The 20,902-nt window shown below is 60.8% G+C and carries 19 protein-coding genes and 1 pseudogene; 11 read left to right on the forward strand and 9 right to left on the reverse strand.

Annotated features, from left to right (window positions below):
- Positions 1-159: 159 nt before the first annotated feature.
- Positions 160-507: an Imm10 family immunity protein gene (locus tag AC5P9I_RS14135; RefSeq protein WP_080355570.1), complete on the reverse strand. Its 348-nt coding sequence runs from the start codon at positions 505-507 to the stop codon at positions 160-162.
- Positions 508-1,443: 936 nt separating this feature from the next.
- The gene (locus AC5P9I_RS14140) at positions 1,444-2,367 is read right to left on the reverse strand and encodes an RHS repeat-associated core domain-containing protein (protein ID WP_227863693.1); all 924 of its coding nucleotides are present in this window, start codon (positions 2,365-2,367) and stop codon (positions 1,444-1,446) included.
- A 556-nt stretch (positions 2,368-2,923) separates the two neighbouring features.
- Between AC5P9I_RS14140 and AC5P9I_RS14145 the strand changes: the two are divergent.
- The 9 genes and pseudogenes from AC5P9I_RS14145 to AC5P9I_RS14185 form a co-directional block, all read left to right on the forward strand.
- Positions 2,924-3,946 (forward strand): annotated as a pseudogene (locus AC5P9I_RS14145) (YifB family Mg chelatase-like AAA ATPase); the annotation flags it as partial.
- A 631-nt stretch (positions 3,947-4,577) separates the two neighbouring features.
- Complete coding sequence (locus AC5P9I_RS14150; RefSeq protein ID WP_099484971.1) at positions 4,578-5,000, forward strand: antitoxin Xre/MbcA/ParS toxin-binding domain-containing protein; 423 nt, start codon at positions 4,578-4,580, stop codon at positions 4,998-5,000.
- A gap of 245 nt (positions 5,001-5,245) precedes the next feature.
- Positions 5,246-6,826 (forward strand): ATP-dependent nuclease, encoded by a 1,581-nt coding sequence (locus AC5P9I_RS14155; RefSeq protein WP_099484972.1) that lies wholly within the window; start codon positions 5,246-5,248, stop codon positions 6,824-6,826.
- Positions 6,804-7,892 carry a UvrD-helicase domain-containing protein gene (locus tag AC5P9I_RS14160; protein ID WP_414608565.1) on the forward strand — a complete coding sequence of 363 codons (1,089 nt, stop codon included), beginning with the start codon at positions 6,804-6,806 and terminating at the stop codon, positions 7,890-7,892. Before AC5P9I_RS14155 ends, AC5P9I_RS14160 begins: the two co-directional genes overlap by 23 nt.
- A 123-nt stretch (positions 7,893-8,015) precedes the next feature.
- Positions 8,016-8,363, forward strand: coding sequence for an ArsR/SmtB family transcription factor (locus AC5P9I_RS14165; protein WP_099484974.1), 348 nt, complete (start codon positions 8,016-8,018; stop codon positions 8,361-8,363).
- Positions 8,360-8,890, forward strand: coding sequence for an arsenate reductase ArsC (locus AC5P9I_RS14170; protein ID WP_114619015.1), 531 nt, complete (start codon positions 8,360-8,362; stop codon positions 8,888-8,890). The genes AC5P9I_RS14165 and AC5P9I_RS14170 overlap by 4 nt, the downstream gene beginning before the upstream one ends.
- A 10-nt stretch (positions 8,891-8,900) precedes the next feature.
- Complete coding sequence (gene arsC, locus AC5P9I_RS14175) at positions 8,901-9,311, forward strand: arsenate reductase (glutaredoxin) (protein WP_005411449.1); 411 nt, start codon at positions 8,901-8,903, stop codon at positions 9,309-9,311.
- The gene (gene arsH, locus AC5P9I_RS14180) at positions 9,308-10,033 is read left to right on the forward strand and encodes an arsenical resistance protein ArsH (protein WP_187756942.1); all 726 of its coding nucleotides are present in this window, start codon (positions 9,308-9,310) and stop codon (positions 10,031-10,033) included. Before arsC ends, arsH begins: the two co-directional genes overlap by 4 nt.
- 18 nt (positions 10,034-10,051) lie before the next feature.
- Entirely contained in the window at positions 10,052-11,356 is a 1,305-nt protein-coding gene (locus AC5P9I_RS14185) for an arsenic transporter (RefSeq protein WP_005411451.1), read from the forward strand.
- Between the two features lie 30 nt (positions 11,357-11,386).
- Here AC5P9I_RS14185 and AC5P9I_RS14190 read toward each other — a convergent pair whose 3' ends face one another.
- The 5 genes from AC5P9I_RS14190 to AC5P9I_RS14210 form a co-directional block, all read right to left on the reverse strand.
- On the reverse strand, positions 11,387-11,665 hold the full coding sequence (locus AC5P9I_RS14190) for a hypothetical protein (protein ID WP_114618993.1): 279 nt from the start codon (positions 11,663-11,665) through the stop codon (positions 11,387-11,389).
- The gene (locus AC5P9I_RS14195; protein WP_187756944.1) at positions 11,662-14,859 is read right to left on the reverse strand and encodes an efflux RND transporter permease subunit; all 3,198 of its coding nucleotides are present in this window, start codon (positions 14,857-14,859) and stop codon (positions 11,662-11,664) included. Before AC5P9I_RS14195 ends, AC5P9I_RS14190 begins: the two co-directional genes overlap by 4 nt.
- An 8-nt stretch (positions 14,860-14,867) precedes the next feature.
- The gene (locus AC5P9I_RS14200) at positions 14,868-15,815 is read right to left on the reverse strand and encodes an efflux RND transporter periplasmic adaptor subunit (RefSeq protein ID WP_187756945.1); all 948 of its coding nucleotides are present in this window, start codon (positions 15,813-15,815) and stop codon (positions 14,868-14,870) included.
- Complete coding sequence (locus tag AC5P9I_RS14205) at positions 15,812-17,089, reverse strand: TolC family protein (protein ID WP_114618996.1); 1,278 nt, start codon at positions 17,087-17,089, stop codon at positions 15,812-15,814. Before AC5P9I_RS14205 ends, AC5P9I_RS14200 begins: the two co-directional genes overlap by 4 nt.
- Before the next feature lie 203 nt (positions 17,090-17,292).
- The gene (locus tag AC5P9I_RS14210; RefSeq protein ID WP_114618997.1) at positions 17,293-17,910 is read right to left on the reverse strand and encodes a cation diffusion facilitator family transporter; all 618 of its coding nucleotides are present in this window, start codon (positions 17,908-17,910) and stop codon (positions 17,293-17,295) included.
- Between the two features lie 104 nt (positions 17,911-18,014).
- Here AC5P9I_RS14210 and AC5P9I_RS14215 point away from each other — a divergent pair, with 104 nt between their 5' ends.
- The gene (locus tag AC5P9I_RS14215) at positions 18,015-18,449 is read left to right on the forward strand and encodes a MerR family transcriptional regulator (protein ID WP_099484980.1); all 435 of its coding nucleotides are present in this window, start codon (positions 18,015-18,017) and stop codon (positions 18,447-18,449) included.
- Between the two features lie 51 nt (positions 18,450-18,500).
- Here the strand turns inward: AC5P9I_RS14215 and AC5P9I_RS14220 are convergent, their stop codons facing one another.
- A complete protein-coding gene (locus tag AC5P9I_RS14220; RefSeq protein WP_114618998.1) occupies positions 18,501-19,076 on the reverse strand; it encodes a phosphatase domain-containing protein in 576 nt (191 codons plus the stop codon).
- Positions 19,077-19,389: 313 nt separating this feature from the next.
- On the opposite strand from AC5P9I_RS14220, the gene AC5P9I_RS14225 reads away from it, so the two are divergent.
- A complete protein-coding gene (locus AC5P9I_RS14225; RefSeq protein ID WP_235644823.1) occupies positions 19,390-20,349 on the forward strand; it encodes an NIF family HAD-type phosphatase in 960 nt (319 codons plus the stop codon).
- A gap of 154 nt (positions 20,350-20,503) precedes the next feature.
- On the opposite strand, the gene AC5P9I_RS14230 is transcribed toward AC5P9I_RS14225, so the two are convergent.
- On the reverse strand, positions 20,504-20,773 hold the full coding sequence (locus AC5P9I_RS14230; RefSeq protein ID WP_032966097.1) for a helix-turn-helix domain-containing protein: 270 nt from the start codon (positions 20,771-20,773) through the stop codon (positions 20,504-20,506).
- Positions 20,774-20,902 lie beyond the last annotated feature (129 nt).

Raw genomic sequence — 20,902 nt, forward strand, 5'->3', positions numbered from 1 at the left:
ATTCAAGCACATAGCGCTGGATAGCGGATACAAATTCGTCAGCTTTCATGCCACTCCCCCGGCTTCGAAAATGAGCCGGAACACATTCGCCTGTCCGGACCTGCTGCCTCTTGTCCCCGCTCAGCCCGCCTCTCGCAGGCAGTGCGGCACAGCATGAACTCAATCCCGTCCAGACGAGTTCAGATCAAGCGGAATACCCTCCGCAACACAGATTTTCCGCAACGCGGCCTCCAGCTTGCTGCCGTTTTCCAACGTTTTCAGTGTCACTGCAATCCCACCAGTGATCCCAAGCTTCCTCTGTGCACTTTCGGAGAGAGACAGCTCAAGCTCCATGCGCCGCAGAGAGATATGCACCAGACCGCCATAGCAAGGCTCAAGACCTCCACCGACCTCGATATGGGCGTGCGCCATGCCCAACTCTTCGTCCTGGTCGTCATACGCCTTCGCGTTCTGCAATACCACGTAACGAGACGGATTCGTCGAGCTGTCGGCCAAGCCAACTACGATGCATTAGTCATCTTCCTCCATGGAAACGACTTCGGCCTTGAATCTGTACATTTCCCGGGTACTCCTGACATGTGGAAAGCTCAATGTCTACTCCGCCGCTGTCCTGGTGCCGCTCTCAGCACGCAGGGTCGCATCGTTGTCACCCTTCCAGCCCACCTGGGTGCCACTCGCCCCGCCTGCGAGCCCATCCGTACTTTTGTCTGTTCGCCCGCCGCTCGATCATCAAGGGCGGCGCCAACGTCAGGGGCGGTCTGTACTGACGGAAACCGAGCCGTCTTCCAGCAGGTGGACGCTTACATATGCGTCTGGCGGAGGTATCCGATCGATCGACGCCCCTGCGGGGAGAATGTCCCAACTTGTGATCGGGCCGCACACCGTCCTATGCACCAATCGGCGACTATCCAACCCTCGCTTGGCAAGCTCGGCCACAACTTCTTCAGGAGGCTGGCGGTCGAAGCCCTTGTAGGCTGTGCACGTCTCTCCCGTCTGGCCAATGGGATACGTTGAACTCTCCACCTCATCCCGGCACCCCGGCAGGCCCATGACGAGCGAGAGGGCCATCAGTACACGCAAGCCGCGATGGACCTGCAGTGAGCGCATTTTTTCCAGCAGCTGATGTAGAGATGGGCATGCTTTCACTTGCAGCCCGGTGCACCTCCCCGCAAAAAGCACAAGTCGCCCTTTGGGCGACTTGTTCTCTGGTGCAAACGAGATCACGGAGGGGGCACGCCTATCGCCTTCGACGCGAATTTTCCCACCACTGCTTCAACGCAAGAAACAGATGAAGGAATAGGAAGATCACCGCGAAGTAGCCCCAAATACGCAATCCCGTATGCATAGCGTCCGGGTAATTGCGGTACGTGAGAACTGCGAAGTAAGAAGCGCCAAAGACCGCAGCGAGAAGCTGAGTGCCTATGAGGCCTTTCAACAAGGGACTCATTTTTTCTTCTCCAGGTCCTTCTGTACGACAGTCGCCCCTGCTCCCGCCAGGCCCTGCCCCGCTTGGGACGCCGCGCCCTGGAGTGCCGATTGCCTGGGAATGGCAGTTCCGGTTGACGCAGTGGCACTTGCCATGTTCGGCCCACCTGGGCCGCGGGATTGACTCAGCCGTTGGAGTGATCCGCGTGCAGCTGGGCCTGCGAAATCACCCATGGCAACGCCAACCCCGGAGGCTGCCAATCCACCCGCTGCACTGCCAATCGCATTTGAAGCGACGCCCTCCGCCGTGATGGGTTGCCCTTTGATTGCGCTCTCTGCGGCGGAGCCAGCACCACCCGCCACCGCATTGACCACGGTCTGTATGGCAACCGCACGCCCTACCGAAATCGTGCCGGAACCCACTGCCGCAACGGCCACTCCACCAGCGCCTCCGGAGACTGAGCCAACCGCAGCAGCAATGCCAGCCTCCACTTTGTCGATAGGCTTATCCGGATTCATGGCTTTTTGGACCGCGATGTCTGCGAGGCCGCCCAGGACGGCACCGTATATGAATGGCATTACCGGAACCCTTCCGTCCGGATCGGTGAAGGAGTACGGATTGCCATAAGCGTAGCTGTATCGATTGAAGTGTTTCGTGCTTGAATGCGTAGAGATCGGATCCACCGAGAGGAAGAGTCCCAACTGGGGATCATAGTAGCGCTGCTGCATGTAGCTCAGCCCAGTGGCAGCGTCGCTCACGTGTCCCGTATATCCAGGTCCATCCGCAACCTGCCCGCCAACAACGGCCCCATAGGGTTCGTAGTCATAGCGCTTGACCACGTTGCCATTGGCGTCGGTCTCGGCAACCACCGAACCAAGCGCATCGGTATGAATGTAGGTGACCGTCTCGGCACTTGCCGATGGCGTCAGCGCCAGGCTCATCATTAGTGTGCAACAGAGCCAGGCCCCCACGGAGCCCCGTTCGGGAATGCGCTTCGCCACCCCCAAAAGGACGAGGGAAACACGACGATCAGCCTCCTCAAACGTTTCCATTCTCCCCATCCCCTTGAAAGAGCCTTCCAGCAAGATTCCGTCTTCATATCACAGCCCCCGATGGCTGGGGAAGTCACATTGAAAACCAGTGCGAGTTGACGTGAATCAAGCGGTGGCTGTTGCCACGCTGTTTTTCCAGAAGCATCCATGGTTGCACCACCTGGATGCCCAAGTGGAATTGGCGTAGCGCTTGGAAATGCGTGGCTATGTGTAACCGTCACCATTCAATTTGAGTAGAACGTCAATTTGAGTAGCACTCCAATTTGAGTAGCACGGCGAATTGGCGTCCATCGTTCACTTGATGGCCGAATCTTGTTTCCGCAGAGGAGGAAGGCATGCCCCAACCGTCTGCCGGAATCCCCCTAGCCGCTTCACCAGCAATTCCCGATGGTTGGCCGCAGCTCACCTGCCGCATCATCAAGCGCCCGACTGCAGGAATCCACACATGAGCCTGGCGCTGGTCCACAGCCGTGCCCGCGCCGGGGTCGATGCCCCACTGGTGCGGGTGGAAGTGCACCTCTCTGGCGGCCTGCCTGCCACCCAGATTGTCGGCCTGGCCGAGACCAGCGTGCGCGAATCGCGCGAGCGCGTGCGTGCCGCCCTGCTATGTGCGCGCTTTGACTTTCCGCAGCGGCGCATCACCTTGAACCTGGCACCCGCCGACCTGCCCAAGGAAGGTGGGCGTTACGACCTGGCGATTGCGCTGGGCATTCTTGCCGCGAGTGGTCAAGTCGATCCGCAGTCACTGCTGCAGTACGAATTCCTGGGCGAGCTTGGCCTGACCGGTGAACTGCGCCCGGTGGCGGGTGCACTGCCCGCCGCGATCGCGGCCGCCGAAGCCGGGCGCATTCTGGTGGTGCCGCCGGGGAATGCCGCAGAAGCCGCACTGGCCGAGCATGCCGATGTACGCGTAGCGCGTACGTTGCTGGAGTGCTGCGCCGGGTTGGGAAATCGGCGCGTGTTGCCACCCGTGGAACGCGTGGACACGACGCCGTTGCCGCTACCCGATCTGGCCGACGTGCGCGGGCAGGCGCATGCGCGGCGCGCGTTGGAAGTGGCGGCCGCCGGTGGGCACCATCTGTTGTTGATCGGCAGCCCTGGCTGCGGCAAGACGCTGCTGGCCTCGCGCCTGCCCAGCCTGTTGCCGGATACCGAAGAAACCGAGGCACTGCAGCTGGCCGCGATTGCCTCGGTGAGTGGCGAAGGGCTGGACCCACGGCGTTGGCGGCAGCGTCCCTTCCGGGCACCGCACCACAGTGCGAGTGCGGCGGCGCTGGTGGGTGGGGGCAACCCACCCTGCCCCGGCGAGATCTCGCTGGCCCATCACGGTGTCCTTTTTCTCGATGAGCTGCCCGAGTGGAACCGAAGTGCGTTGGAAACTCTGCGTGAGCCGCTGGAATCCGGCCACATCCGCATCGCCCGCGCGGCGCGCAGCGTGCAGTATCCCGCGCGATTCCAACTGATCTCACTAGTGCCTGCGGCTCGCATCATTTAAGACATTTTTTCCTTTTGTTTCATATAGATAGAAAAATGACTGCTCATTTAGAGTGGTCATACAGCATGAGATGACTGCCAGCATCGCTGATGAACTACCGCACAACAGATGCATCACCTCTACAGCTAACGTCGTCTTGATCACGACGAACCAGCCATCTATCCAACGTTGCAGGCTAATGCCCAGCGTCGCGGTGCGGAGCTGCTCGGATCACTTGTGATGGATTTCCCCTTCCAAGCCCAATGACGCCGTGAAATCCATCGCCGGCGCCTTCCCTATAAGGCTTATTGCGGCAGGGCATAGAGGCCCAGTAGTCACTGTTGTCCCCTTCATTGTTTATAGGTCCTGAAGGGGTCACACCACGTTGTTCACTACCAGCCACCACGTGTCGTTGAAATAGAATGCAGACGTGCGGCCGGCAGGCAGTCGGCTGCCAGACCGTCGACCGAAGCGGGGCTGTTAGGCCTCCCTCGCACCGAACGGTCGAGATGACATGAGCATCGCCCGCCTATGTAGGCCAACTATTTATTCAATCGGCGCATCGCTGAGGGTGCGGTGAGTGAAACGGGAGTAGCATGACTCATCTGCTCCCCAGGCCAGAGGGATGATCTACCCAATCGCCAGTGACGCCACCAGCCTGGAAGGACCTGCTCTGCGCGCGTTTACGAAGATGGCAGAAGTTTGGAAACTAAGCGCTCATGAGCAGTCGGCAATCCTGGGTAGGCCCATCGACGTTGCTTGTGCACAGCTAGAGGCGGGAGTGACTGACGGCCTTTGGCCAGAAACACTCGAGCGAATCAGCTATGCGCTCGGCATATACCAGGCACTGCACATCCTCTTCCCTGATCAGCAGCAAGCTGACAGCTGGCTAAGACGCCCCAACAGCGCAGCACCATTCAAGGGGACCCCGGCCTTGGCCTTCATGTGCTCTGGTCAACTCAACGACCTTGCCACTGTTCGTGACTATCTAGAGGCCCAGGGAATCGCCGCCTCCCTGACAGCTCCGACGACGTCCAGCAGTCTGTGACCGAGCACCGCTAAGAAAGTCGGGACTATAACCACCACCTCGTCACAACCACCACACCGCATAGCCGATACGTGAGACGAACGAAGACGATGGATCCTGTTCATTTAGCAGTCTTTGATGGCTTACCTTCTGTGCCCGCCAGGCCTGTCCAGAACAAATTCTTTCCAAATCCAGTCCAGTTGGCATCGTTCTTAAGAGCCGCGTAAAGTTCTGTAGAGACAGGATAGTCCACTGGGGGATGGAGCATGCCGATCGAACGTATTGTTATCGATAACTTCAAGTCTTTTCGTCACCTCAATCTGCAGCTCAATGCGCACATGAACCTTGTGGTTGGTGACAACGAGGTGGGAAAGTCCACCTTGCTGGAAGCGATCCACGCAGTAATAACAGGGCAGCTGTATGGTCGCAACCTCACCTACGAGCTCACACCCTATCTTTTTCACCAGCCAACGGTGAGGGAGTACTTAGCGGCTCTGCGCGCAGGAACGCCTGCGTCACCGCCCAGGATCTCCATTGAAGCCTATTTGGGGAACGATCCCGCGCTGGCGTCCTTGCGCGGCACCAACAACTCATTAGGTCTAGACAGTGCAGGCGTCCGATTGCTGGTCGAGCTTAGCGACGACTATCGCGAGGAATTCAACGCCTACCTGCAGCAACACCAGGGCGCGACCAGCCTCCCAGTGGAATACTACACGGTGCGCTGGTACTCCTTTGCCAACAACGGCGTCACCGCTCGTACCATCCCGTTCGATTCAACTATCATCGACACCCACGGTATCAAGACACTGTCCGGAGCCGATCGCTATATCGCCAGCATCATCGAACAGGCGCTTACCCCAGCGCAGCGCGTTTCGCTATCTTTGAGTTTTCGCCGCATGCGGCAAAGCTTCTCGGAAGAGGACGACGTGGCCGCCATTAATGCTTATCTCACTCAGCACACAGGAGACATCAGTCACAAAGCACTGACGGTTGGCGTGGACTCTTCACCGCGCTCAACGTGGGAAACAAGCTTGTCACCGTACCTGGATGAGCTTCCTTTCACCCAAGCTGGCAAGGGTGAGCAAAGCGCAGTAAAGATGAAGCTGGCTATGCATGCTGCAGGGTCGGCGCATGTACTGCTAATCGAAGAGCCGGAGAACCACCTCTCCTTCTCTGGCATGAGCCAGCTGATTGACAAGATTTCAGCGCTCTCCACGACGCAGCAGGTGGTCATCGCAACCCACAGCAGCTTCGTTCTGAACAAGCTGGGCGTGGACAACGTGATCCTGTTCAGCGCCCAAGGCCAGATGAAACTGGATCAGTTGCCGCATGATACGCACGATTACTTCATGAAGCTTCCTGGTCATGACACGTTGCGACTGATTCTGGCCAAGCAGGCAATTCTGGTGGAGGGCCCGTCCGACGAGCTGATCGTGCAACGTGCCTACTTTGATCACCACGGCGTAGCGCCACTGGCGCGCGGCGTGGACATCATCTCGGTCAAATCACTGGCGTTTAAACGCTTCTTGCAGATTGCGGAGCGCCTGCGTATTCAGGCCAGAGTCGTCACCGACAACGATGGTGATATCGCGCTGGTGCAAGAGCGATATGCCGACTTCCCCAATGCCATCTACTACGATTCTGACGAGAGCGCCCCATCGTTGGAAGAGCAACTCATTAAAGCCAACTCATTGGACGAGCTGAACACCGTGCTGGTCAAGTCATTCGCCGACGAGGTGGCGTTGCTCAAGTACATGAAAGGTCACAAGACCGATACGGCCCTAGCCATTTTCAACAGCCCCCATTCGATCACTTTCCCGGACTATGTCCAGCGTGCTATCGCCTAACCGAGTACTGCTTTCGGCAGCCGGCTCTGGCAAGACTACCTTGCTGGTTCGCCAGGCATTGGAGCGGCCACAGCGCCGCGTCGCTATGCTCACCTATACCTTGGAGAATCTCGAAGAGATCCGACGCTCATTCGAGGCCCAAGCCGGCGCGGTGCCTGCGAATGTCACGTTGTATAGCTGGTACGGATTTCTGTTACGCGAGTGCATTCGACCCTATCAGGCGGCATTGTGCCGCGAGCCAAGGGTCGAATCGATTCTGTTTGTTGAAGGACGGACGAACAACCGGGCACCCCGCTCGCATGTAGCCCGCCACTACCTGTCAGGCGACCGGATGTATTCGGATCGGGCTTCCGATTTCGCCGTTCGGTGCGATGAGCTCACTCAAGGTCAGGTCATCTCGCGCTTGGCGAACATGTACGACGAAGTGTACGTTGATGAAGTGCAGGACTTGGCAGGCTACGACCTAGATCTTATTGAGCGCCTGTTGAAGAGCCCGATCGGCGTTACGCTAGTGGGCGACACGCGCCAAGCGACCTACGCCACCAACTACGCGCCTCGGTACAGCCAGTTCCGCGGACCGAACTTGGCGACGTTATTCCAGCTTTGGGAGTCGCAAGGCCTGTGCCAGATCGATCACCGCCTCACGAGTTTGCGATGCGTGCAGGCCCTGTGTGATCTGGCCGACGCGCTCTATCCGCAGATGCCCCGGACCCAATCAGGCAATGATCAGTTGATCGGTCACGATGGCATCTACCTTGTCGCGCCCGAGCATGTCACTGCGTACATGCAGGAATTTGCCCCGACCGTGCTGCGGCATGACCGACGGCAGGCGTGCGACGGCCTACCAGCGATGAACTTCGGTCAGTCCAAGGGACGCACCTACAGCCGGGTCCTCATCTTCCCTAATGGGCCTTTGACGCAGTACCTGCGCACTGCAGATGCGTCACGCATAACGGCGCCACCTAAGTATTACGTGGCCTTTACCCGGGCGAGGCAGAGTGTGGCGTTTGTGTATAACGGCACGTGCGCGCTTCTGGGCCACCAGCTCTATACGCCTCAATCCTAAACGCCTTAGCTGAGCGGTAGCTCGCAGGACACGCAGCAGACCTCGATTCCGGACAGGTACGTCCGGAGATGGGATCGCCGGCCAGACACTTGCATCCTACAAGAATAGTTGTAGGATTTAGACATGAAAGATGATTCCGCCGTCCTCGCACTCTCTGCGCTCGCCCAGTCTGATCGCCTAGCTGCATTCAGGATGCTGGTTCGTGCTGGCCCGGATGGCATGCCCTCCGGCGAAATTGCGGAAGCTCTCGCGATCGCGCCACCACGCATGAGCTTTCACCTCTCGACCTTGGAGCGAGCTGGCCTGCTGCGCTCGTGGCGAGACGGGCGGCGCGTGCTGTACGCCGCTAGCTATGAGCACATGCGCCAACTGCTCGCGTTTCTGACTGAGGACTGCTGCTCCGGGACTCCCGAGATTTGCGGTGACCTCTTCAAACTCGCCCGCCCATGTACCTCGGAGACCTGCGGATGAGCCTTATTCAGCCCTTCAACGTCCTGTTCCTATGCACGGGCAATTCTGCGCGATCGATACTGGCGGAAAGCGCCCTGCGGAGTATTGGCGATGGCCGTTTCAACGCGTTCTCTGCCGGCAGTCACCCCAAGGGCGAGGTCCACCCGCTGGCGATTGAGACGCTGCACGAGGCCAACTACCCGGTCGAAGGCCTGCGGTCCAAAGCATGGGAGGAGTTTGCAGCGGCAAGTGCCCCCCGCATGGATTTTGTCTTCACTGTCTGCGACCACGCTGCTGGCGAGGCGTGCCCACTGTGGCCCGGGCGACCATTGACGGGGCATTGGGGTATCGAGGATCCCATCCGCGAAGCTCACGGGGAAATGTGGCAACGCGCCGCCTTCCGAAAGGCGCTGATGTACCTGGAAAACCGCATCCGAGCCTTCGTCGCGCTGCCACTCCATACGCTGTCTCGAGCAGCATTGACAGCGCAAGTCTGCGCAATTGGCCAGCTCGAAGGCACTTCGTTCTCCCGACCAGACATTGCTTGAGGGATCCATCATGACACTAACGATCTATCATAATCCGGCCTGCGGCACGTCCAGAAACGTTCTGGAAATGATGCGCCAGTCGGGCGAAGACCCGCAGGTCATCGAGTACCTGCAGTCACCGCCGACGCGCGAGAGACTTGTCGAACTAATTGCCGCAATGGGCATCACGCCTCGCGACCTCCTGCGCAAGAAGGGAACGCCATACGAGGAGTTGGGCCTGGACAACCCTGGCCTCACCGACGACCAGCTGGTGGACGCGATGATGGCTCATCCCATTCTCATCAACCGTCCAATCGTGGTCTCCGACCGTGGCGTTGCATTGTGCCGACCGTCTGAGAAAGTGCTCGCACTGCTGGCAAACCCCGTGTCTTCCTTTACCAAGGAAGATGGCGAGATCGTTACAACCGGGACGTCACCGTGATTGATCGCATTGCGGCAGATCTGCCAAACATCGACCCCACACAACTTGCGCCGATCGACGTAGACGCCCTCATCGGGCTTGGCGACCCGATCCATCCACCGCGGATGCTCATCCTCTACGGCTCACTGCGTGAACGCTCCTTTTCCCGCCTGCTCGCAGAGGAGGTCGGTCGGCTTCTACGCTGGTACGGCTGCGATGTGCGTATCTTCGATCCGCACGACTTGCCATTGCCCGACGGCGCGTCTCCCGATCATCCTAAGGTGAGCGAACTTCGCGAGCTCGCGTACTGGTCCGAGGGCATGGTCTGGGTCAGCCCTGAGCGTCACGGCGCCATGACCGCCATTATGAAGGCTCAGATCGATTGGATACCTCTGGCCGACGGTGCCAAGCGACCGACACAGGGCAAGACTCTGGCCGTCATGCAGGTTTCCGGCGGCTCGCAGAGCTTCAATGCAGTAAACCAGCTACGTGTACTTGGCCGATGGATGCGAATGGTCACTATCCCGAACCAGTCATCCGTGGCCAAAGCCTTCCAGGAGTTCGATGAGGCCGGGCGCATGAAGCCATCGGCCTACTACCAGCGTGTCGTTGACGTATGCGAGGAGCTAGTGAAGTTCACCTGGCTCGTACGAGGACGCGCAGCCTACCTCGTTGATCGCTATTCCGAGCGCGTTGAGAGCGCCGATGAGCTTTCCAAGCGCGTCGATCAGCGCTCTATCTGACTTCCAACGGTGGGTTACATGCTTGCTCTCGCGATTTTTATCGTCACTCTTGTTTTCGTGATCTGGCAACCTCGCGGGCTTGGCATAGGCTGGTCGGCACTCGCCGGTGCCGCCGTTGCTTTAGCCACTGGGGTTGTCGGGTGGAACGATGTTGGAACGGTGTGGGGAATTGTCTGGGATGCAACGTTCACCTTCGTCGCTCTTATCATCATCTCTCTCATTCTCGACGCAGCCGGTTTCTTCGCGTGGGCCGCCCTGCATGTGGCCCGTTGGGGCGGCGGCAATGGTCGGAAGCTTTTTCCGCTCATTGTCCTGCTGGGAGCTGCAATTGCTGCAGTGTTTGCCAACGACGGCGCGGCTCTTCTGCTGACTCCGATTGTTCTTGCGATCCTGTTGCGCTTGAATTTCCCGCCTGCCGGCGCGCTGGCATTTACGGTCGCCTGCGGATTTATCGCCGATACCGCCAGCCTTCCGCTCATTGTCTCCAACTTGGTCAACATCGTTACAGCGAACTTCTTTGACGTGTCCTTTGGGCGCTACGCCGCGATCATGGTGCCGGTGAACCTGGTATCGGTCGGAGCTACTTTGATCGTCCTATGGCTCTGGTTCCGGCGCGACATCCCCAGTAGGTATCCAGTCCAGGATCTAGAAGCGCCCCGCGACGCGATACGCGACGTGGCAGTTTTTCGCGCAGCGCTGCCTCTTCTAGTACTGCTACTGATTGCGTACTTCGTAACCGGGCCGCTCGGCGTTCCTATTGCTTTGGTGACGGGTGCAGCTGCACTAGTGCTGATGGGTATTGCAGGCCGCTGGGCGACTGGAGGCCGGGGCGCCACAATGGCTGTGACCAAGATCCTGTGTGACGCACCCTGGCAGATCGTGCTGTTCTCGATCGGCATGTATCTAGTCGTCTACGGACTGGGTAATGCCTGGCTGACTGACGCGGCGAGTGCAATCCTAGAGTGGTTGGCAACGCAGGGTAGCTTCGTGGCAACGATTGGTACGGGCTTTGCGGTCGCTGCTCTCGCTTCCATTATGAACAATATGCCTGCGACACTGGTCGGTGCGCTTGCTATCGATGGGGCGAACGTATCGACGGCCACTCGCGAGCTGATGATCTACGCCAACGTCGTGGGCAACGACCTTGGTCCCAAGCTGACCCCAATTGGGTCGCTAGCGACCCTGCTGTGGTTGCATGTCCTTGCCGGAAAAGGCCAACGGATTACGTGGGGGCAGTACATGAAGGTAGGGCTCATCCTGACGCCCCCCGTCCTGCTGACCACGCTCATCGCGCTTTGGATTTGGCTGCCGTTTACACGATAACTGCGTAGGCACTCAGGAGAGTCGCAGCGATCACAATTTCTTCAATGGCGCCGTCGTGGGTCGCGGCGGCGCCGGCCCAGGGTCGTTGAAAGAAAGCACTGCCTGCTCGATGCCGAATTGATCGAAAAGTACCCGGGCGATCACAGCGTGGACCACGTCAAGGTCCGCCGAGGGGGCAGCGACAGTGATCGTGGCCACAATCGCGCGGCCAGTTGCCGGGCCTGGGACCAGCCGCAGGCCGTCTACTGCTTTCACGCTCGGGTCCGTGAACATCGCTGCCCGGACCTCTTCCAAATTGATCTCGTTCATGAGGTTGAGGGATCTTGGATGGCGCGATCGCCACGGCTGCCGCGGTCGCGATGTAGCCAGCGGTACAGCACCGGCAGGACCAACAGCGTCAGCGCGGTCGAGGACACGATACCGCCGATTACGACCGTGGCCAGCGGCCGCTGTACTTCAGAACCAGCGCCTACGTTCAAAGCCATCGGCAGGAAACCAAGGGAAGCCACCAGGGCAGTCATCAAGACCGGTCGTAGTCGCCCCAGGGCGCCATCCCGGACAGCATCTTCGAGGGCGTCGCCTTGCTCACGCAGTCGGCGGATGAAGGCAATCATGACCAAGCCATTGAGTACTGCCACGCCCGAAAGCGCAATGAAGCCTACGCCCGCAGAGATTGACAGCGGAATTCCGCGTAGAGCCAAGGCGATTACGCCACCAGTCAATGCCAAGGGAACGCCACTGAACACGATGGCGGCATCCTTGGCCGAGCCGAAGGCCATGAACAGCAGGGCGAAGATCAGCGCCAATGTGACCGGGACAACTACCGCCAAGCGCTGGCTGGCCGAGATCAGCTGCTCGAACGTGCCGCCATAATCGATCCAGTACCCCTCTGGAAGCGGTACATCCTGGCCGATGCGGGTACGCAGATCGCCAACGAATCCGCCAAGATCACGCTCACGCACGTTGGCGGTGATCACCACTCGACGCTTGCCGTTCTCACGATTGATCTGGTTGGGCCCGCGCTCTACCTGTATCTTCGCCACTTCTCGTAGTGGAACAGTGCGAGGCCCACCGTTGGCACCAGCGGCTACACGGCTGGACTCATCGATACTGGTGCTCTCCGGCAGTGGAATGGGCAGGTCCGCAAGCACAGCCGGGTCTTGCCGCAGCGATTCGGGCAAACGCACCACCAAGTCGAATCGGCGGTCGCCCTCGATCAGCTGGCCAGCGACGCTACCGCCGATGGCGGTGGCCACCGTGTCCTGCACGTCACCCGGATTCAATCCATACCGCGCCAATGCCGCTGGATCTGGCGTGATGGTGAGCAGTGGTAGGCCAGTAACCTGCTCGGCCTTGACGTCTTCGGCGCCGGGGACCCCGCGCATGACGCGCTCGACCCGGCTGGCCAGGCGGGTCAGCTGGTCAAGATTGTCGCCGTAGACCTTGACCGCAACGTCCGAGCGAACGCCGGAGATCAATTCGTTGGTGCGCATCTGGATGGGCTGAGTGAACTCGTAGTTGCTACCCGGGATCTCCTTGGCCGCCGCCTCCAGCTCTTCCACCAGCTCGGCCTTGGGTTTGCGCGGGTCGGGCCATTGGTCGCGGGGCTTGAGCATCAGAAAGGTATCGGCCATGGAGGGGGGCATCGGGTCGGTGGCCACTTCGGCGGTGCCGATCTTGGAGAAGATGTTGGCCACCTCCGGGAACTGTGCCAAGCGCTTCTCCAGCGTTTCCTGCATGACCACCGACTGCTCCAGGCTGGTGCCGGGAATACGCATGGGCTGCAGGGTGATGTCGCCTTCATCCAAGCTCGGCACGAACTCCGAGCCTAAACGGGTGGCCAGCACGCCAGACCCCACCACCAGCACGGCTGCGCCTGTCAGCACCACGACCCGCCGCCGCAGCGCCCAGTCGAGCAGCGGCGTGTAGCGGGCGCGTGACCAGCGCATCAGGCGATTGTCGTGTTCGGCCACACGGCCGCGCAGGAAGGTGGCAATCGCCGCCGGCACGAAGGTCAGCGACAACACCATGGCACCGGTCAGGGCCAAGACCACTGTGATCGCCATTGGGTGGAACATTTTCCCCTCCACCCCTGACAGCGCAAAGATCGGCAGGTAGACCGCCGCGATGATGCCCAGACCAAACAGACTGGGACGAATCACCTCAGCCGTGGCCGAGGCGGTCAGATCAAAGCGCTCTTCGTCGTTGAGCTGGCGGCCCAACGCATGCTGCGCCTCCCCAAACCGGCGCAGACAGTTCTCGATGATGATCACCGCCCCATCCACGATCAGGCCGAAATCCAGGGCGCCCAAGCTCATCAGGTTACCCGACACGCCGCCGCGCACCATGCCAATAATGGTGAACAGCATTGCCAACGGGATCACTGCCGCGGTGATCAACGATGCGCGCACATTGCCCAGCAGCAGAAACAGCACTACCACTACCAGCATCGCGCCTTCGATCAGGTTCTTGGACACCGTGCCGATAGTGCGATCCACCAGCGCGGTGCGGTCATAGACGGCCTTGGCATGTACGCCAGCAGGCAAGCTGGCGTTGGCGGCGTCCAGCTTGGCAGCGGCCGCCTGGGAGACCTCCCGGCTGTTGGCGCCGAACAGCATGAAGGCGGTGCCGACCACGACCTCATGGCCATTCTGGGTGGCCGCGCCCGTGCGCAACTCCTTGCCTTCGCCCACGCTGGCGACGTCGCGCACGCGAATGGGCACGCCATCGCGCCGGTCCAGCACGATGTTCCCAATCGCGTCCAGATTGGCCAGCTGACCGGGCACGCGCACCAGAAACTGCTGGCCGTTGCGCTCGATGTAGCCGGCACCGATGTTCTGGTTATTGCGCATGACCGCCGCGACCACGTCGTTCAACGTAAAGCCCAGCGCCACCAGTTGGGCCGGATCCGGGGTGATGTGGATCTGCCGCTCAAAGCCGCCGATCGTGTTGACCTCGGTGACGCCAGGCGTGGTGCGCAGCTGCGGCCGGATCACCCAGTCCTGCAGGGTGCGCAGGTCGGTGGCGGTATACGGCGTGCCGTCAGGTTTGCGGGCGTTAGGCTCGGCCTCCACGGTGTACATGAAGATTTCGCCCAGCCCGGTGGAGATGGGGCCCATCTCCGGGTCCAACCCCTCGGGCAGCTGAGATGCGATCTGCTGTAGCCTTTCGGCGACCTGCTGGCGGGCAAAGTACAGGTCGGTGCCGTCTTTGAAGACGACAGTGACCTGGGAGAGTCCGTAGCGCGACAGCGAGCGGCTGTAGTCCAGCTTTGGTAGCCCGGCCATGGCCGTTTCAATGGCGAAGGTCACTCGCTGCTCGGCCTCCAGCGGCGAGTAACCCGGGGCCTGGGTGTTGATCTGGACCTGGACGTTGGTGATGTCGGGCGTGGCGTCAATGGACAGGTGACGGTAGCTCCACACGCCCAGTGCGACTAGCGCAGCGGTGAGCACCAGCGTCAGCCAGCGGTGGCGGATGGACAGACCAATGAGGCGCTCGAGCATGGCGGGCCTCATTCCTCTTCCACAGTGGATTTTTCGATGTCGGCCTTGATCAGGAAGCTTTGGGCCACCACCACTCGTTCACCTGCCTTGAGCCCTTCCAGCACTTCGGCGCGTTCGGCGTCACGGCGCCCCAGCTTGATCGGCCGGGTGTGGTACGTCTCGCCCTGCTGCACGTAGACAACGTCCTGGTCCTGTGCGGTCTGCAGGGCGGTGATCGGAACCACCAGCGACGCCGATTGGCGATCCACGGTGACCCGCGCCTTGACCGCTGAACCCGGCCGCCACAGCCCATCGGTGTTAGCTACGGTTGCGCGGGCAATAGTGCTTTGGCTGGCAGTGGCGGTGCCGGGCAGGACGCGCTCCAATGTGGTCTGCGCCGTGACGCCATCACTCAAGCGGGTGACCGTCACCGGCACGCCGGCACCGATGTGCTGGGCGTCGGCGCCGAAGATGTGCAGGTCCACCCACAGCGTGGACAGGTCGGCTACCTCGAACAGCGGGGCGCCCTCAGGCGCCGACATGCCCACGGCGGCCGTACGCGCCATGACCACGCCATTGATCGGCGCGGTAACGGTGTAGGTGGTCAGGCTGAGGTTGCTCTCCACTGTCGCGAGCACCTGGCCGGTGCGTACCTGGTCACCCACGCCCACTCGCACGGAACGGACCGGTCCGGGGAAGCGTGCAGTGACCTGCGCGATGCGCCCATCGATTGGGGTCAACAGCCCCTGCACCTCATGCTCATCGGCAATCTCACCGGGTCCAGCCGGCGCGACCTGGATTCCCGCCGCCTGCGCAGCTTTGGCCGAGATCTCGGTTTCCAGCGGCGCTTCCTCGTGCTCGCCGTGCTCTTCGCCCTCATCGGCGTGGCCTCCTTCGGATGCTTCGTTGGGGGTCGACGCATTGCAGGCCGCCAGCATCAGAGCCATGCCCAGTGCGGTCCAGGAAAAGCGATTCATGGGGTCTCTCCAGTGGAAGCGGCAGCCGGCGGCGTGACAAGCGCCTGGCCGGTCAGTCGTTGAATTTCGATCAGGGCGCGCTGCGCATCCAAGGCGACGTCCAGCTGTTGCTGGGCCATGGCGGTGCGTTCGGACTGCAACTGTGCCCATTCCAGGTAACTGATCGCCCCAGCACGATAGGCACGCTCAGCGGCCTGCTCGGCTCGGGCCAGCTTCGGCAACACGTCGTCGTGCAGGCGCGCCACCTCGGCCTGTGCCACGGTGTAGCGGCCATGGGCTTCGACCAGCGTGGAGTACAGCGACAGGCCCTTGGCCTCGCGCTCGATCGTCAGGACCTGCAGCTCGGCTTCGCCGGCTCGAATCTCTGGCTGTGCGCGGCTGCGGCTGCCCAGCGGCATGGATAAGCTGGCGACCAGCGCGGTGTCATCGGTCTCCTGTAGTCGACGCACTCCGAGCTGCCAGGACAGGTCCGGTGAGGCCGCTGAACGCGCCAGCTGCAGGCGTGCCTGCGCGATCCGGCGGGCGTCGGCAAACTGCGCCAATTCCGGAGTCCGTTCCAACTCATCGGCCAGCGTCTGCATGGAGGCGATCGCCGGCAGGGCCATCGGATCGGCCGGGACCACTTCGAAGGTGGGAGTACGTTCGCCCCACAAAGCAGCCAGATGCTGACGAGCAGCGAGTCGCTGTTGCTCGGCCCGATCACGCTTCAGCTCGGCCCGCGCAAGCGCTGCCTGCGCGGTGAGCAGCACCGACTCGGGTGAGGCGCCGGCCTGCAGGCGCTGCCTGGCGGCGACCACGGTTCGCTGGCGCTGGCCAACATCGATGTCCGCTAGGCTTCGTTGCCGGTCGGCACCAACGACAGCCAAATAGCGCTGCGCCGTCTCGGCTAGCAAGTCCAGGCGCCCGGTCTCGCGCTGCACGGCCAGCGCATCAATCCGGCTTTGTGCCAAGGTACGGCGGGCTTCGAGCTTGCCGCCGCGCTCCAGCACCGAACTCAGGCTCAAGGTCAACTCGGCGCTGTCCAAGCCACCGGCCGCGCCGGTGCCCAGCGCGTTTTCGACCTCGGCACCGAGCGTCCACGGTGGACGCTGCATCGCCTTATCTCGCTCGGCAGCGAGGACAGTGGCTCGCGCATCGACCAGACGCAGCTCCGGATGGGTTTGGGCTACGCGTGCAAAGGCATCGTCCAAGGTCATCAATTCGGCCGCCACCGCAGGCATCGCTACTGCGCCCGTTAACAGCAACGCGGCCAAGGCCGCCCATCGCACAGACATGGAAGTACTCCGAAGGTTCTTGAGATCACAGGGATCGGCCTGCGCCTACATGCGTCACCCGGCAATTGGCGGTCGAAAGGGCGCGACCTGATGCTCATACGCATCTGTACGCGTTTCGGCCTCGATTTCAGGCAAATCCCGGCCGACAGCCAATTTCGCCAGCAGCAATCAGCGCAGGGAAAATCCCAGCTGGCCGCCCGCGGTCATGCAGGGGTCTTGCGCGCGTCGGCGCGTGCCCGGCGCGCGTCGCCCAATATTTCAAAGGCTTCCTTCATCACGTAGAGGCCGATAAAGGCACCGATTACGAAATCTGGATATGGACTGGCCAGCCACCACACCAGTAGGCCAGCCAGGATCACGCCCACGTTGGCTACCACATCGGCTCGGGTGAAAAGCCACGTTGCCCGCAGATGTACTTCGCCAGACTTCAGTGGCGCCAGCATGCGAAGGACCGCGAGATTGACCACTAGCGACAATAGAGCCGTACCGATCATCCACCCGCTTACCGGTTCAGCCCCGTGGAGTACGCGGCGGCCGACCTCGACCAGCACGCCAACGCCCAGAATCAGCAGCACGCTACCGCTAACCCAAGCAGCGTTGGCCTTGAAGCGCGCCGTCCGACCGATAGCGACCAACCCAATGGCGTAGGCCGTGGCGTCGGAGAGCATGTCCAGTGCGTCGGCAAGCAAGCCGGTGGAATGGGCGATCCAGCCGGCAATGCCGCCAATCACCGCCATTGCAGCGTTCAGTGCCAGAGCGATCCACAGCACGCGCCGTTCCTGCGCGTTCTTTGCCTCGTGGTGGCAGCCGCAATCACTCATCGGATCTTCTCCATCGCAGGGGAGCCGGGCCGGCGCGGTCCGCTGGCATGGCAGGGTCCATGAGGGTAAAGTCCGTAGCTACTACGGAGTCAAGCCTACTACGAATGAAAATCAGTGACGCCGCCGCCGCCAGCGGGTGCCATCTGGAGACGATCCGCTACTACGAGCGCATCGGCTTGCTCCCGAGGCCGGGACGATCAGGCAATGGTTACCGGGTCTACGGATTGCCGGACATTGAGCGCCTGCGCTTCATTGCCCGCGGTCGGGACTTGGGTTTCAGCCTGGAAGAGGTCCGTAGCCTGCTGCAGCTGGCCGGCGACGAGGGCCTGTCGTGCGTGGATGTGGATCGTCTGGCCCGCAGCCACTTGTCCGACATTCGCGCCCGGATGGCAGACTTGCAACGTATGGCCAACGAGCTGGAACGGGTAATCGCCAGTTGTCACGGCGGACAGCGAGCTGAGTGCACCATCCTGTCGACGCTGCGCCGGCCGGCTTCCGAGGACTCCCTACGTAAGGAATCGAGCAAGAGCGCTACCTAGGCGCCCGTGGTCCAAAACCTATGCCTTTCGCAGTCCGACCGGTCGACGGTGTCAGTTGCCTGTAGCTTGGCTGCCCGGACCTGGACTCCAGGCGCGTATGAAGTCCTCCTGCTCACGCGTCTCGATCGCACCCGTCCTGACCTGACGAACCATGCTCATGGCCTGCTCACCTGTGGCAGCCGTGCCTGTTTCTAGAAGCAACAAGCACGCTACGGTGCCAGCTCGTCCTAGCCCGCCCTTACAATGAACAACTGCGCGGCTTCCGCGCAACAATTCACGACTGAGTGCTGGACCCAGCTCGCGCCATGCCTCCAAGAAAGAACTGTTCGGCGCTGCGCCGTCTACGATTGGAAGTCCGTACCATTTGATTCCCTGCGCCATCGCCCGCTTTGGCAGCGCGGCAATCCTAAGCTCATCGAACTCCCATGGCTCAATCAGGGAGATCAAGTACCCCGCGCCCCACTGGCGAATCGCGCAAAGATCCACGTCAATGTCACGACTCCATGGCCCCGTCATCGCGGCCTTCTGAAACTTCCCTGGCGCGAAAGTTACACCTACTGCGCCGCCACTGACTCCGACAGCGATCGTGGCGATATGCAGAGGATGTGTGTGACTAGTTCTGAACATTGTCGATCCCTCATCGCGGCAACTAAGAGAGCCACAGCGCAGCGGCGACCACCCATGCCTCCTATGCCGATCCTTGAGCTAAACATTCCAGCCGACCTAGTGGTGCCGCCCTGCCGAGCAGCACAGCAAAGGTGATCCTTTTGTCAGTTGCAGGCAACAAGTACCAGTAGGCTCACGCTACATGCGTACCAGTAGGCTCACGCTGCATGTGTACCAGTAGGCTCACGCTGCATGTGTACCAGTAGGCTCACGTGTTGGACAGCGAGAGTGTCCAGGAGCAAGGTGTACACACGCTCCTCGCTAGAGACAACACATGAAGCCGAGCATTCTGGCATTGGACCTCGAAGGGACACTCATTTCCAATGCGATAAGCCAGATTCCAAGACCCGGCCTCTGTCGGTTCTTGGAGGACGTCCGATCGCACTTCAGTCAGCTCATGATGTTTACGACTGTGCCGGAAGAGCGCTTTCGCAGCATTGCCGATTTGTTGGTTCGTGAAGGAAGCGCGCCTCCGTGGTTCGCGAGCCTTGAATACATCCATTGGACGGGCAGCACGAAGGATCTACGGCTAGCCACACCAAAATTAGGCGCGGCCTTGCTGCTTGATGATCATCGCCCCTATGTACACCCAGGACAGGAGCATCTGTGGGTTCAGATACCTCTGTTTGCGTCTCCCTACCCGTCAGAGGACGAGGGATTAGCGATCGCGCTTCGACTCCTGCTCGATCGCATCCACGCAACGGGCAATTTCACTGAAGCATCTCTCCAAGAACAGCTAAAGCCACAGGCAGAAGCAACGGGCGCACCACGGCGTTCCGACGCCTGCTCATCGGCCCAGAAGATCCTGTCCGACGCCGCCGTCAGGCGAGATGAACTTGCCGCACAGTGGCATAGCGCCGCCGAAGTCAGTTCACAGCTCGGCCCGTCATTGACCAGTGGTAGCGGCCTAGCCGGTCAGCTGCGCAGAGCCGGCCAGCTACTCGGGGTCTATGTAACGAAGCCTGTGCCCGGCTATCGCTACCCAGACTGGCAGTTTGGTGAAAATGGCGAACCCGTTGAATATTTGGCAGAAATCCTGTCAGTACTGCGTGCACTCGATCATTTCGAGATCGAGCCGGACGGGCTATTTCGCAGCACCGGATGGAGTGAGGCAGAGTGGTTTCTCTCACCGCACGCTCTGCTCAACGGCATGCCACCTGCCGAAGCCCTGACCTCTGATCCAGCTCGCGTGCTGCGGGCGGCCCGTACCGAGTTCGGGCAAGAGGACTCATAGCGTCCCCGTCAATCGACTTCGCTCAATGCACCCAAATCGCAGCTTGGAGACCGATCAATGGCAAGCGTTACGCCGGAATCGTATAGTGATCAACTGACCACCAGCAACAGAAGGAGCAGTTCGCCCCTGATAACCGGGCGTTGGCCATCGCGCCTTAGCGAATTGGAGGGACGCGCATCGCCCTCCACTCTGACATCAAAAGCGAGCTTGCCTCTGCAGCACTCATGCCAAGGGCCGAGGTGAGCCTGAGGTACTCGAGCAAGTCCAATCTCCGGGCACCGGCCTCAATGGAAGAGATAGTTTGCTGCGGCCAATCCAAGTGCGAGGCAAGCGATACTTGGCTAATTCCCATAGCCTCCCGTCTCGCCCGAAGCTGCTCTACGAGACGCCGGTATGCTTCTTGGTAGATCGTCTTGGTTGCCATTCCGCCCGCTCGAGGAAGCGGACAGCAATCTATGGCCCAGTGCCGAGTTACATGAAAATCATGTAGACAGTGCAACTGGCTGGTGGGTAAGATCGCTCACTGGTGGGAGCCCTTGGAACTGAGTGCGCC

Source organism: Stenotrophomonas sp. YJH_SMC_29 (assembly GCF_059371235.1).